Source organism: Cryobacterium lactosi (assembly GCF_004403945.1).
GTDB lineage: Bacteria > Actinomycetota > Actinomycetes > Actinomycetales > Microbacteriaceae > Cryobacterium > Cryobacterium lactosi.
In genome coordinates, this window is record NZ_SOHM01000011.1 from 127,958 (window position 1) to 140,488 (window position 12,531).

Consider the following 12,531-nt stretch of genomic DNA (forward strand, 5'->3'; position numbering starts at 1 on the left):
CCATGCCGAACCCGTCCCTCGACATTTCCCTCGACGTGACCGGCCGCCGCGTGCTCGTGATCGGCGGCAGCCGGCCCGCGCGCCGGGTCATCGCCCGCTACGTCGCCGCCGGCGCGGTGGTCTACCTCGCCGCCGACACCTACGAGGTGCCCAACCCGCTGGTGCGGCCGGTGACCTGGCCGCACTCCCCGAGCGGCTGGCGCGACCTGGTCTCGGCCGTCGACCTCGTCGTGGCCGTCGACCTGCCCGCCGAGGCCCAGCCGCTGCTCGTGGCTGCCTGCGCCGAACGCTCCGTCTGGCTCACCCGCGAGGCCGCCGCCCCCGTCTCCCGGCCCGGCCACGTCACCCTCGTCGGCGGCGGCCCCGGCGACGACGAGCTGCTCACCGTCGCCGCCCTCAGAGCACTGGCCGGCGCCGACATCGTCTACTACGACAGGCTCGGCCCGCACGAACGGCTGAACGAGTGGGCGCCGGGTGCCGAACAGGTCAACGTGGGCAAACATCCCGGCCACCACGCCGTGCCGCAGGCCGAGATCGAACGGATGCTGGTGGCCAGTGCCCTCTCCGGCCTCACGGTCGTGCGGCTCAAGGGCGGCGACCCGTTCGTGTTCGGCCGTGGCGGCGAAGAAATGGCCGCCTGCCGTGCCGCAGGCGTACCGGTCACCGTCATTTCCGGGGTCACCAGCGCCATCGCCGTGCCGGCGCTGGCGGGCATCCCGGTCACCCATCGCGACGTCTCGCGGCTGTTCACGGTTCTGAGCGGCCACGTGCCGCTCAGCGAGGAGGAACTCGCCCACCTGGTGGGCCTTGGCGGCACCATCGTGGTGCTGATGGGGGTGGGCACCCTGCCGCACCTGGCCAGCGGGCTGGCCCGGCACGGCATGCGCGCCGACATGCCCGTCGCCATCATCGAGCGCGGCTTCTCCGCGCAGCAGCGCACCACGGTGGCCGATATCGACACCGTGGTGACGGTGGCCGGCGAGGTCGGCGCCCGCTCCCCCGCCGTGCTCGTGATCGGCGAGGTGGTGCGCCTGGCCCAGTGCGACGACGCCGCGGCGGTGGCGGTGCTCGCGAACGCCGCTACACTCTCAGGCCAGAGGTAACCCGCCCCACGCGACCCAGACAACTCTGCCCCAGACCATCGGAGACACCGTTAACGACATCGGAATCGAAGCGGGGCTGCCCGGCTTCCGTCCGGACCAGCTCGAGGGCTTCCGCATCGGCGTCACCTCAGACCGTCGAAGTGAAGACCTGATCGCCGCGTTCGAACGCCGCGGCGCCGACGTGCTGCACGCCCCGGCCATCCGCATCGCCGCCGCCGCGGACGACTCACGGATCACCGCCGACACCGCCGCGATCATCGCCGGACGCCCGGACATCCTGCTGGCGACCACCTCGTACGGTGTGCGTCGCTGGTTCGAAGCGGCGGATGCGGCCGGGCTCGGCCACGACCTCACCAACACCCTCGAGCACAGTCGCATCTTCGTGCGCGGGCCCAAGGCTCGCGGCGCCATCCGGGCCGCCAACCTGGACGACTCCGGCATGAGCGACGAGGAAACCACCCGCTCGCTCGTGGACAAGGTGCTCGGCGAGGGCGCGGCCGGACTGACCGTGGCCGTGCAGTTGCACGGGTTCACCGACGAGTCCCAGATCCAGCGGCTGCACGACGCCGGCGCGACGGTGCTCACCGTGGCGCCGTACCGTTGGCTGCTGCCGGAGGATTCCAGCCGGGTTCAGAAGCTCATCGACGCCGTCTGCACCGGGTCGCTCGACGCGGTCACCTTCACCAGCGCCCCGGCCGTCGAGGCTCTGTTCGGCGCGGCGGATGGCGTCGGTCGGCTCGAAGCGCTGCAGGAGGCCCTGCGCGGACCCGTCGTGGCCGCCGCGGTCGGCCACGTCACCGCCGCGCCCCTGGTCGCCGCGGGCATCACCCCGATCGTGCCTGAGCGGTTCCGCATGGGCGCGTTGATCAAGCTGGTCTGCGACTACCTCGTTGAGGAGCGCATTCTGCGCCTGGACAGCCGGCACGGATCTGTGGAGCTGCGCGGCCGCCGCGTGTCGGTCGCCGGCGCATCCGCCCTGCTGGCGCCCACCTCGCTCACCCTGATGCGCGCCCTACTCGCCGCGCGTGGCTCGGTGCTCTCCCGGGCGGACCTCACGGCGGCGCTGCCAGAGATCCAGGACGACCATGCCGTCGACGTGGCCATCAGCCGGCTGCGCCAGGCCCTGCCGGTGCCCGCCCTGGTCGCCACCGTGATCAAGCGCGGCTACCGCATCGACGTCTAACGGCGTGGGGGCGGGTTAGGCGAGGCGGGCGGCGACCTCGTCCAGCACCGACTCCGAGCCGGCGTAGATGCCGTCGGGGCGCGGCCAGTGGCTGATCACGTCGGTGAAGCCGAGCTCGCCCGCGCGCCCGGCAGCGTCGTCGAAGGCGCCGATGCTCTGCAGCGAATAGGCGCCGCCGCTGTCGAGCGAGAGGTAACGGTCCAGCGTGCCGGGCTCGCGGCCCGCGGCGGCGAGGGTGTCCTCCAGCCGGCCCACCAGGGCCGACACGGCGCTCCACCACTCCTCGCCCACGGCGCCGTCGGCGCCCGTGGTCACCCAGCCTGCCGCGTGCTCGGCCACCAGCTTCAGGCCCTTCGGACCATTGGCGGCGATCACGAACGGCACCCGGGGGGTCTGGGCCGGCCGGCCCACCATGCGGGCGTCCACCGCGCTGAACCAGTCCCCGGCGAAGCTGAACCCGCCGGCGCCGGGCTGCTCGTGGCGCAGCAGCCGGTCGAGGTCGGTCACGAACTCGGCGAACCTCTCGTGCCGCTGACGCGGCGTATAGGCAGGTTGGCCGAGCACAAACGCGTCGAAGCCCGTTCCGCCCGACCCCACCCCCAGCAGCATCCGCCCGCCGGAGATGTCATCGACGGTGGCGATCTCCTTGGCGAAGGGCACCGGATGCCGAAAATTCGGCGACGCGACGAAGGTACCCAACCGGATCCGGTCGGTGACCGCGGCGGCGGCGGACAGCGTGGGGATGGTGGCGTGCCACGGCTGGTCGGCCAGGCTGCGCCAGGACAGGTGATCGTAGGTCCAGGCGTGGGCGAAACCATACTGTTCGGCGGCCTGCCATTTGCGGCGGGCCTCCGGCCACTCGAACTGGGGCAGGATCACGATTCCATGGCGCATACCCGAAGTCTACAAACCGACTCGGCCGGCATCCCTGAGCTCTCCCGCCGTTCTTCCCGTCGCTGACTCCCACTACCGTCCCGCCCAGACGGTGCTATGAATGGTGCGTTCGCAGGTTCACGCCCGCGGCACACCCGAACCACCCGCGTCAGGACTGCAAAGGAGCTCCCGATGGACACCGCCGTGACCCCGGGCCGGTTCGCCGGCCAGACCGCCATCGTCACCGGAGCCGGCTCCGGGATCGGCAAGGCCAGCGCCGTGCGCCTCGCCCAGGAGGGCGCCAGGGTGATCGCCGGCGACGTGGTTCCCGCCCGCCTGCAGGAGCTCGTCGACCAGTACGGCGACCTCGACATCGTCACGATCGACGGCGACATCAGCCACGAGGACACCTCGACCCGGCTGGTCGCCGCGGCGAACGGCCGCATCGACGTGGTCGCCAACGTCGCGGGCATCATGGACGGTTTCCTGCCCGTCGCGGAGGTCGACGACGACACCTGGGAGCGGGTCTTCGGCGTCAACGTGACCGGGATGATGCGCCTGATCCGCGCCGCCCTGCCCGTCATGGTCGCCGGCGGCGGCGGCTCGATCGTGAACGTCACCTCGGAAGCGGGTCTCCGCGGCGGCGCGGCGGGGGTGGCCTACACGGCGTCCAAGCACGCCGTGATCGGCCTGACCCGCAACACCTCCGTCATGTACTCGGCCCAGGGCATCCGTTGCAACGCCGTCGCGCCCGGCGGGGTGCAGACCAACATCGAGGCACCGATGCTCTCCCCGCTGGCCGGGTCGGTCCTCGGGCCCGTGTTCCAGCACGTGTTGCCGCCGGTGGCCACCTCCGAGCAGCTCGCCGCCGCCATCACCTGGCTCGCCAGCGCTGACTCCGCGAACGTCACAGGCATCATCCTGGCGTCAGACGGCGGCTGGTCGGCGATGTGAGGGCGCGGATGTCGGACGGTACTGGCAGACTCACCGCATGACAGGCACAGACCAGACTCAGAGCCCCGTCCCTCACGTCCGATGCGGAGTCGTTCCGCCCTACCTCCTCGAGCGCCTGGCCACGGTCGACGATCCGCGTTTCGAGGCGGCGGCCGAGGCCGCGCGGAGGTCCCTTCGTCTCGACGGGCCCATCCGCAACCTGCGGGTCGAGCGCCGCACCGGCGTCCTGCCCACGCCGAGAGTCCGGGCCGTGCCCGGCCACCCCACCCGCACCATCAGCGATGCCGGTCAACTGCAGCAGCTCCCCGGCCGCACCGTGAGAACCGAGGGGCAGGGTCCGGTCGCGGACGTGGCGGTCAACGAGGCCTACAGCGGGCTCGGCGACACCCACGGGCTGTACTGGAGCCGGTACCAGCGCGACTCCATCGACGGCCGCGGCCTGCCGTTGGACGCCACGGTGCACTACGGCCGGAACTACGACAACGCCTTCTGGGATGGCGAACGTATGGTGTTCGGCGACGGCGACGGCGAGGTCTTCAACAGGTTCACCGTCTCGTTGAGCGTGATCGCGCATGAGCTCACCCACGGCGTCACCCAGTACAGCGCCAACCTCGCCTACCAGGGCCAGTCCGGCGCCCTCAACGAATCGGTGTCGGATGTGTTCGGTGCACTCGTCGAACAGTACGCCGCCGGTCATGACGCCCAATCGGCGAGCTGGTTGATCGGTGCGGGGCTCTTCACCGAGCAGGTGCAGGGCCAGGCGCTGCGGTCGATGAAAGCCCCGGGCACCGCCTACGACGACGACGTTCTCGGCACCGACCCGCAGCCGGCGTCGATGGACGGCTACATCGAAACCGACGACGACCATGGTGGGGTACACCTCAATTCGGGGATTCCCAACCGGGCGTTCTACCTGGTGGCCGAGGCCATCGGTGGAAATGCCTGGGAGGCAGCCGGGCAGATCTGGTACGACACGCTGACCGGGCCGAATCTCACCGCCACCGCCGATTTCGCGGCCTTCGCCGCGGCGACGGCGACGGCCGCGTCCATCCGCTACGGCACCGGCTCCGCGGAGCACGACGCCGTTCTCGCCGGCTGGGACGGCGTGGGCCTGGGCTTCGATCCGCTGCAGGCGGCCTCCTGACGGGCCGGGTATCACCCGGCGTTCACTGGGAAGCCACTTCCGATCGTCCCGGCATCCCCGATCGTTCCCCGGCCGGACGTACCATGGGGCCATGAAGGTCGTCGTCTCACGCAGCGGAGGGTTCGCTGGGCTCCGGGTCACCTGGGATCTGCAGGTCGACGAACAACCGGATGCGGCCGCCTGGATGAAGTTCCTCGAGGAGCTGCCCTGGGATGAGGCCGAAGACACCACACCGGCGCCGGACCGTTACGTGTACCGCATCCGGTGCGCACCGCACGAGGTCGTGCTCGCCGAGCCTCAGGTGCAGGGTGCCTGGAAAGACCTGATTGACAGGGTCCGCGCCGCCAGCGAACGCTGACCATGGTCCGCGCCGCACAGAAGCGCACCACATTCCGGCGGCTGGAGTGCTCCACTGTGGCGGAGTCGCCGAGCGGACCGCAAAGTGGGACTATGAGGTATGGACATCAACGACTCGGATCCGGTTCGCATTCTCAGCGAGGACGAGTGCTGGGAGTTGCTGCTCTCCTCGAGCTTCGGCCGTCTCGCGGCTGCCGTCGCGGACGACATTGAGATCTTCCCGCTCAACTTCGTCGCCGCCGACAAGCGCCTGTTGTTTCGCACCGCAGAGGGAACCAAGCTCTTGGCTCTCACCGTGAACAACAGGGTCGCTCTCGAGACCGACGACATCGGTCGCTCCGACGCCTGGAGCGTCGTCGTGAAGGGCATCGCCCGGGTCCTCGACACCCAGGCCGAGATCGAAGCCGCCAACGCGCTCCCGCTGCGGCCGCTCGTTCCCACCCTCAAGTACATTTGGGTGGAGATCACCCCGACCGAGCTGAGCGGGCGCCGGTTCGCCCTGGAACCGGAACCGGAACGGTACTAGTCGCTGGCTGCGGCCGGAGCAACCCGGCCCTCGCCGGAGAGCCCGATCAGCATCAGCACCGCAATGCCGTAGGCATCCGCCGCCGTGGCCGCCTCGAAGACCTCGTCGGCGCCACTCACGTGCACGCTCACCCGGTAACGCTCGTCGCCGAGCCGGTGCAGGGCGCGGAACGTGCCGCGAAGGAGCGCCCGCAACTGGTCCTCGCGCGGTAACCACAGCGCATCCTCCAGTGCGAGCGAATCGAGCGCCCACTCCGTCGTTCCGTTGAAACCGAGGATGGTGCCGGTGTCGAACTCGTGCGCCTCGATGGTCATCTCGCTGACCGTGAAGACCTCGGAGTCGAAGCCCGGCCGCTCGATGCGGAAGGCGTCACCGGATGCCGGATGCCAGGACAATCCGGCCTGCTGCAGAGCACGGGCACAGTCGATTGTGATCATGCCCCATTATCGGTGCGCGGCACCTGGGAAAGCGAGGGCAGGCGTCCGCAAAAGGCCCCGGAGAGCCGTAGGCATTCTCCGGGGCCACCGCTGACGAATCAAGCGGGTATGGATCGAACGATCTAGCTGACGCCGAGCAGGTCGATGACGAAGATCAGGGTCTTGCCGGACAGACGGTGGCCGGAGCCGGCCGGGCCGTAGGCCAGGTGTGCCGGCACGGTGAGCTTGCGTCGGCCGCCCACCTTCATGCCGGGGATGCCCTGCTGCCAGCCGGCGATGAGCGAGCCCAGCGGGAAGTTGATCGACTGGCCCCGGTTCCAGGACGAGTCGAACTCTTCGCCGGTGTCGTATTCGACACCGAGGTAGTGCACGTCGACGGTGGCGCCGGCGGTGGCCTCGGCCCCGTCACCCACCACGATGTCGACGATGTCGAGCTGTTCGGGCGCGGGGCCCTCCGGGAAGTCGAGTTCGGGCTTGGCATTCAAATCAGTCATGAGACCATCCAATCGGATTACGGGCTCTGACGCACACCTGGAAATTCCCCCTTGCGCGAACGCCGCCGCAGGGTGCATCCTTATCTCACAAAACTCGTCGCACCGGGAGAGTTGTCGGCATTGCCACACCACCGGGCGGCGAGTTTTCTCTGGCCTGACCGGCAGCGCCTCCGGCCGGCCGAGCTCCACCGGGGCAGCGCCCGCTCGGATCAGCCGAGCACTGCGGCGCGGTCGGTCATCAGCAGCCGCAACAGCCGGGCCTCCTCAATCTGGTCGGGGGTCCCCCCTGGGCGTACCGGCCCGCGCCGGGACGGGTGCAGCTGGGCGCTGACCAGGCGTTGCCGCACCGACGCCAACCGGGTGGCATCCGTGATGAATCGGTTCATGGCCTGGCGGCGCGCCGGCGGTTGCCCGTGGGCCCACGCCCGCGCCTGGCGCCGGCCGAGAGGTGTGGCCAGCATGGCCACCTCGGCCGGGGTGAACCAGCCCACCGCGGCGTAGTCGCCGAGCCGCTGCACCGTCAGTTTCTCCTCCTTGCGCCGCAGCATGGCCATGACCAGGATCGCGCCGATGAACAGGGGCACCTGCACGAGGAAGTAGTAGCCCACCAGGGAGGCGTCGTCGGTGAGGAAGAAGAACGCCCCGTTCCACAGCGCGTGCAACAGCACCGCGGCGACGAGTCCGATCAACACCGCGCCGAGGTAGCTCGACCCGCTCGCACGGCGAGCGGCGAGTCCGATCGCCAGGCCGGTGCAGGCCGTGAACAGAACGTGCGCGAACGGGGAGATCACCCCGCGCAGCAGGAACGTCACACCCAGATCGGCGATACCGCCGTCGAGCATCGCCACACCGAAGTACTGGATGTTCTCCGAGAACGCGAACCCGGCGGCGATCATGGCCGCATAGACGACCCCGTCGATCGGGCCGTTGAACTGGCCGCGGATCACCCAGAACAGCAGCAGGATGCCGAAGCCCTTCGCCGACTCCTCCACGAGGGGCGCCTGGATCACGGCGGCCGTGAAGTCCCCCGCAGGGCGGGCCACCCCGCTGGTCGCGGCGACGATCTGCACACCGAGGTCGAACACCAGCGCCGTCACAATCGAGACACCGGCGCCCCACAGGAACGCGAACCAGAGGGCCGGTCGGGGCTCAGGCTCCCACCGGTCAAGCCAGCGCACCGCGAGCACCACCAGGGTCAGCGGCACCAGCGCGAGCAGCAGGCAGACAACGAGCGCGCCCGGGCCGAGGAATGTCGACAGGTACACCAGCACCAACAGCAGCGCGAGCGCGGCGACCACGATGCCGATGGTCGCCCACACCACTGTGCTCAGGTTCGTGCGCCGCACCGGTGCGCTCCACACCGGCGTGTGGATGGGTGTGTCCTGTGGGGGCACGGCGAGAGGTCGGCCGGTGGGGTCGAGGGTCATGCCCGCCAGTTTACGGCGGACGGGCACGGCCGGAGCGGGCGGTTTCCGCCTCCAGCCCGACCCCCGACGGCGGTGTCCGATTCCCGCTACCGGTGCGGCGGGCGGCGTGTCAGTCTTGATCTGTGACACCCGCGACCAGCTCCCCCGACCCAGCGCTCCCCCCGGCACGCTCCCGGCGCCCCGGCCCGGTCGGCGCGTCGGCGCGTGGCAGCGTCGACGACCCGGTTTTCGCCGAGCGCTACCGGGCCATGTCCTCGCGTGACGCCCGCTTCGACGGCCAGTTCATCACCGGCGTGCACTCCACCGGCATCTACTGCCGGCCCAGCTGCCCGGCCATGACCCCCAAACCCGGCAATGTCTCGTTCTACCTCACGGCCGCCGCCGCCCACGAGGCGGGCCTGCGAGCCTGCAAGCGCTGCCTGCCCGATGCCGTGCCGGGGTCGCCGGCGTGGAACATCCGTGACGACCTGGCCGCCCGGGCGATGCGGCTGATCGGCGACGGCACCGTGGAACGCGAGGGGGTGCCGGGGCTGGCGCACCGGCTCGGTTACACGTCACGACACCTCACCCGGGTGCTGGTCGCCGAGGTCGGCGCCGGGCCGCTTGCGCTGGCTCGAGCCCACCGAGCCCAAACCGCCCGGGTACTGCTGACAAGCACCGATCTGCCGGTCACCGACGTCGCGTTCGCCGCCGGATTCGGCAGTGTGCGTCAGTTCAACGACACCATCGCCACCGTGTACGAGCGCACCCCGTCGGCTCTCCGCGCCGGCGCGAGGGTAGAAGCCGGCGGCGATCCCGACGCTGGCACCGGTTCGAGGATCAGCCTGCTGCTGCCCGCCCGGGCGCCGTTCGACGGGCAGGGCCTGCTCGATTTCCTCGGGGTGCGCGCCGTCACCGGTGTCGAACGCTCCACGCCGGCCGGGTACGAGCGCACCCTGCGGCTCCCGCACGGCTGGGCGCGACTGCACCTGGCCCTCGCCGGCACGATCGAGGCTCCCGCGATCGCGTGCACCGCCCGGTTGCACAGCCTCGCCGACCTCGCCCCGCTGGTCAGCCGGGTGCGCCGGTTGTGCGACCTCGATGCGGATGCTCAGGCCATCGATCTGGTCTTGGCCGGCGACCCGGTGCTGGCCGGGTCCGTGCACCGCACCCCGGGCATCCGGGTGCCTGGCAGCCTCGACCCAGAGGAAACCCTGTTCAGGGCGCTGCTCGGCCAGCAGGTGTCTGTGGCCGCCGCCCGTACCTCACTCGGCCGGCTCAGCGCCGCACTCGGCACGGCGGTGGACGCCGTCGAGCCGGACAGCGACCCGGAACACACCGACGCCCCGCACCTGCTCTTCCCCACCGCCGCCGACATCGCCGACAACGGCCGGGACGTGCTGCGCGGCCCGGCCGCCCGCATCGAGACGATCATCAGTGTCGCCAGGGCCCTGGCCTCCGGCGACCTTGTGCTCGACATCGGCGAGAGCCGCGACGATCTGCAGGCCCGCCTCACCGCCCTGCCGGGCATCGGCCCGTGGACGGCCGGCTACGTGGCGATGCGGGTGCTCGGCAGTCCCGACATCCTGCTCACCAGCGATCTCGCCCTGCGGCAGGGGGCCGGCCGGCTCGGCCTGCCCGACGCAGCCAAGGACCTCGCCGCTCATGGCGGCGTGTGGGCGCCGTGGCGTAGCTACGCGGGCATGCACCTCTGGCGGGCGGCGGGCGGCCCGCGACCGACCGGGCCGGAAGTTACCGGCGGGAACGGCGCCTCCCCGTTACGCTGAAGAAGTGAAGTTTGCGCATCTCAGAGTCGAAGGCCAATCCACCCCCCGTCTAGCCCTCGTGGTGGACGACGCGGCGCTCTTCCTCGACGAGGTGATCGACGACGCCCCGCGCGATCTCCAGGACCTCATCGAAAAGGGCGCCCCGGAATACGACAGGGTGCGAGCGCTCACCGCGAACGCGCTGACTCACGGCGCCACCCTGACGCCCATCGACGATCTGCGGCACTCCTCCGCGGTGTTGCGGCCGCCGCAGATCATCGCCATCGGCGCCAACTACGCCGCGCATTCGTCCGAGCTCAAACTGCGCAGTGAAACCGCTGCAACGGTGTTCTCGCTCTGGCCGAACTCGCTCACCGGGCACGAGTCGATCATCACCTGGCCGAGCGACCTCACCAGCCAGGTGGACTACGAGGCCGAACTCGGCGTGATCATCGGCCGGCCCGCCCGCAACGTCTCGGTGCGCGACGCCCTCGACTATGTCTTCGGCTACACGGTCGTGAACGACATCACCGCCCGAGACCTGCAGTTCTCCGAGGCGCAGTGGTCCAGGTGCAAGTCGTTCGACGGCTTCACGCCCACCGGCCCGCTGGTGGTCACGGCTGACGAGATCGCCGATCCGCAGAATCTCTGGCTGACCACCCACGTCGACGGGCGGGTGCTGCAGGATGCGTCGAGCGGCGACATGGTGCGCACCGTCGCCGAGATCATCGCCTACCTGTCGCTGACCTCCACGTTGATGCCGGGCACGCTGATCTCCACCGGCAGCCCCGGCGGCGCCGGCTACAGCCGCAAGCCGCAGGTGTTCCTCAAGGACGGGTCGACGGTCACCGTCTCCATTGACCGGATCGGACTGCTCACGACCCACTGCCGTGAGATCTGACCCGGGCCCGCCACACCCCCCGATCACCCTCTCGGTGGTCATTCCGGTCTACAACGACGCGGACTTCCTGCGCACCTGCCTCCGCGCCCTGTCCCAGCAACGCCGGCCGGCCGACGAGATCATCGTGGTCGACAACGCGAGCACGGATGCGACCGCGACTATCGCGCGCGCAGCCGGCGTGCGGGTGATCTTGGAACCGCTGCGGGGTATCTGGCCGGCGTCGGCGGCCGGTTATGACGCGGCCACCGGCGACGTGATCGCCCGGTTGGATGCCGACTCCGTGCCTCCGGTGGACTGGCTGGAACGGATCGAGGCCCGGTTCACGGCCGACCCCGGCACCGCCGTGTATACCGGCCCCGGCGACTTCTACAACTGCGGCCCCGTGACGGCCTGGCTCGGCGGCCACCTCTACATCGGCGGATATTTCCGTTGGATGGGCCTGTGGCTGGGCCACCCGCCGCTGTTCGGGTCGAACTTCGCGATGCGACGGCAGGTATGGGCCGCCAACCGCGACCGGGTGCGGCGCACGATCACCGACGTGCACGACGACCTCGACTTCAGCATGCACCTGGGCCCGGACGAACCGGTCACCCTCGACCCCAACCTGCGGGTGCTGATTTCCGCCCGGCCGTTCGAAACCCCTCGCGGGCTCGGCCGGCGGGTGGCCTGGGCCGGCCGCACGCTGTTCTTCGACTGGCCGGACTACTCCCCCTGGCGGCTCCGGCGGCACTCGGTGAGTCCGCGCGAGACCCACCCTCGCGCGCTCTGACGCTAGCTCGGCCGCACCGAGGTGACGGCGAGGATCGCGCGGCGCAGCGTTTCCGTTTCGGTCTCCACTCGCACGGCCTCGGCGGGTAGAGCGCGCTCCATCATGAGGCCGTTGATCACTGTCGCGAGGAATCGTGCCCGTGACTCGACCCCGCCCGCCGGAATCGCGCCCTCCTCGATGAGCACGGTCAACCATCGCTCGATACGGTGCCGACCAAGCCGTTCGAGCGCGAGGTAAGTCGCCACCTCATCACCGGACGGAGTGGAGGCCACGTAGGCCTCGTAGAGCGCCCCCCAATGCTGGCGGGCGCGATCGCCGACGCCCACGTGCGCGAGCATCAGTCGCATGCAGGCGATCAGGCGCTCGGTCGGGGTCAGCGTGTGTTCGTTGATCGGGTCGTCGGGGATGTCGAGGTCGTAGATCCCGGCGACGACGGCGTCGAGGAGATCGCGCTGAGTCGGGAAGAAGTGTCGTAGCGAGCCCGTGCTCACCTGGCCGCGAGCGGCTACCGCGCGGACGCTCAGGCGCGCGGTCGGGTTCTCGCCGAGCATCGTCGCCGCAGCGATGAGGATCTTGGCGCGCGTGCCTGGTTCGTTGGATTCCGCGTCCATGACTCTC

At 70.4% G+C, this 12,531-nt stretch carries 14 protein-coding genes; 9 read left to right on the top strand and 5 right to left on the bottom strand.

What is annotated here, in order from left to right; translation table 11 throughout:
• Window positions 1-2: 2 nt before the first annotated feature.
• Both cobA and E3T61_RS06300 read left to right on the top strand, forming a co-directional pair.
• Window positions 3-1,103, top strand: coding sequence for a uroporphyrinogen-III C-methyltransferase (gene cobA / locus E3T61_RS06295; RefSeq protein ID WP_134640046.1), 1,101 nt, complete (start codon window positions 3-5; stop codon window positions 1,101-1,103).
• A 76-nt stretch (window positions 1,104-1,179) separates the two neighbouring features.
• The gene (locus E3T61_RS06300) at window positions 1,180-2,286 is read left to right on the top strand and encodes a uroporphyrinogen-III synthase (RefSeq protein WP_255455657.1); all 1,107 of its coding nucleotides are present in this window, start codon (window positions 1,180-1,182) and stop codon (window positions 2,284-2,286) included.
• A 15-nt stretch (window positions 2,287-2,301) separates the two neighbouring features.
• Here E3T61_RS06300 and E3T61_RS06305 read toward each other — a convergent pair whose 3' ends face one another.
• Window positions 2,302-3,180, bottom strand: a complete 879-nt coding sequence (locus E3T61_RS06305) for an LLM class flavin-dependent oxidoreductase (RefSeq protein ID WP_134640048.1) — start codon at window positions 3,178-3,180, stop codon at window positions 2,302-2,304.
• Window positions 3,181-3,351: 171 nt separating this feature from the next.
• Here E3T61_RS06305 and E3T61_RS06310 point away from each other — a divergent pair, with 171 nt between their 5' ends.
• The 4 genes from E3T61_RS06310 to E3T61_RS06325 all read left to right on the top strand — a co-directional run bounded on the left by E3T61_RS06310 (window position 3,352) and on the right by E3T61_RS06325 (window position 6,140).
• Window positions 3,352-4,113, top strand: a complete 762-nt coding sequence (locus tag E3T61_RS06310; protein ID WP_134640049.1) for an SDR family NAD(P)-dependent oxidoreductase — start codon at window positions 3,352-3,354, stop codon at window positions 4,111-4,113.
• A gap of 37 nt (window positions 4,114-4,150) precedes the next feature.
• Window positions 4,151-5,257 (top strand): M4 family metallopeptidase, encoded by a 1,107-nt coding sequence (locus tag E3T61_RS06315; protein ID WP_134640050.1) that lies wholly within the window; start codon window positions 4,151-4,153, stop codon window positions 5,255-5,257.
• Window positions 5,258-5,348: 91 nt separating this feature from the next.
• The gene (locus E3T61_RS06320) at window positions 5,349-5,615 is read left to right on the top strand and encodes a protealysin inhibitor emfourin (protein WP_130178321.1); all 267 of its coding nucleotides are present in this window, start codon (window positions 5,349-5,351) and stop codon (window positions 5,613-5,615) included.
• Between the two features lie 99 nt (window positions 5,616-5,714).
• Window positions 5,715-6,140 (top strand): pyridoxamine 5'-phosphate oxidase family protein, encoded by a 426-nt coding sequence (locus E3T61_RS06325; protein WP_134640051.1) that lies wholly within the window; start codon window positions 5,715-5,717, stop codon window positions 6,138-6,140.
• On the opposite strand, the gene E3T61_RS06330 is transcribed toward E3T61_RS06325, so the two are convergent.
• The 3 genes from E3T61_RS06330 to E3T61_RS06340 form a co-directional block, all read right to left on the bottom strand.
• The gene (locus E3T61_RS06330; protein WP_134640052.1) at window positions 6,137-6,577 is read right to left on the bottom strand and encodes a hypothetical protein; all 441 of its coding nucleotides are present in this window, start codon (window positions 6,575-6,577) and stop codon (window positions 6,137-6,139) included. The two genes, E3T61_RS06325 and E3T61_RS06330, sit on opposite strands and share 4 nt — an antisense overlap.
• Before the next feature lie 122 nt (window positions 6,578-6,699).
• Window positions 6,700-7,071, bottom strand: a complete 372-nt coding sequence (locus tag E3T61_RS06335; RefSeq protein ID WP_130178319.1) for an FKBP-type peptidyl-prolyl cis-trans isomerase — start codon at window positions 7,069-7,071, stop codon at window positions 6,700-6,702.
• 209 nt (window positions 7,072-7,280) lie between these two features.
• Complete coding sequence (locus E3T61_RS06340) at window positions 7,281-8,498, bottom strand: PrsW family intramembrane metalloprotease (RefSeq protein ID WP_134640053.1); 1,218 nt, start codon at window positions 8,496-8,498, stop codon at window positions 7,281-7,283.
• A gap of 122 nt (window positions 8,499-8,620) precedes the next feature.
• Here E3T61_RS06340 and E3T61_RS06345 point away from each other — a divergent pair, with 122 nt between their 5' ends.
• From E3T61_RS06345 to E3T61_RS06355, 3 genes are read left to right on the top strand one after another with little or no spacing between them, the layout of a single operon-like run.
• Window positions 8,621-10,264 (top strand): DNA-3-methyladenine glycosylase 2 family protein, encoded by a 1,644-nt coding sequence (locus tag E3T61_RS06345; RefSeq protein ID WP_241992417.1) that lies wholly within the window; start codon window positions 8,621-8,623, stop codon window positions 10,262-10,264.
• Between the two features lie 4 nt (window positions 10,265-10,268).
• Complete coding sequence (locus E3T61_RS06350; protein WP_166793160.1) at window positions 10,269-11,144, top strand: fumarylacetoacetate hydrolase family protein; 876 nt, start codon at window positions 10,269-10,271, stop codon at window positions 11,142-11,144.
• On the top strand, window positions 11,134-11,913 hold the full coding sequence (locus tag E3T61_RS06355; RefSeq protein ID WP_241992418.1) for a glycosyltransferase family 2 protein: 780 nt from the start codon (window positions 11,134-11,136) through the stop codon (window positions 11,911-11,913). Before E3T61_RS06350 ends, E3T61_RS06355 begins: the two co-directional genes overlap by 11 nt.
• A 2-nt stretch (window positions 11,914-11,915) precedes the next feature.
• Here the strand turns inward: E3T61_RS06355 and E3T61_RS06360 are convergent, their stop codons facing one another.
• Window positions 11,916-12,524: a TetR/AcrR family transcriptional regulator gene (locus E3T61_RS06360; protein WP_134640055.1), complete on the bottom strand. Its 609-nt coding sequence runs from the start codon at window positions 12,522-12,524 to the stop codon at window positions 11,916-11,918.
• Window positions 12,525-12,531 lie beyond the last annotated feature (7 nt).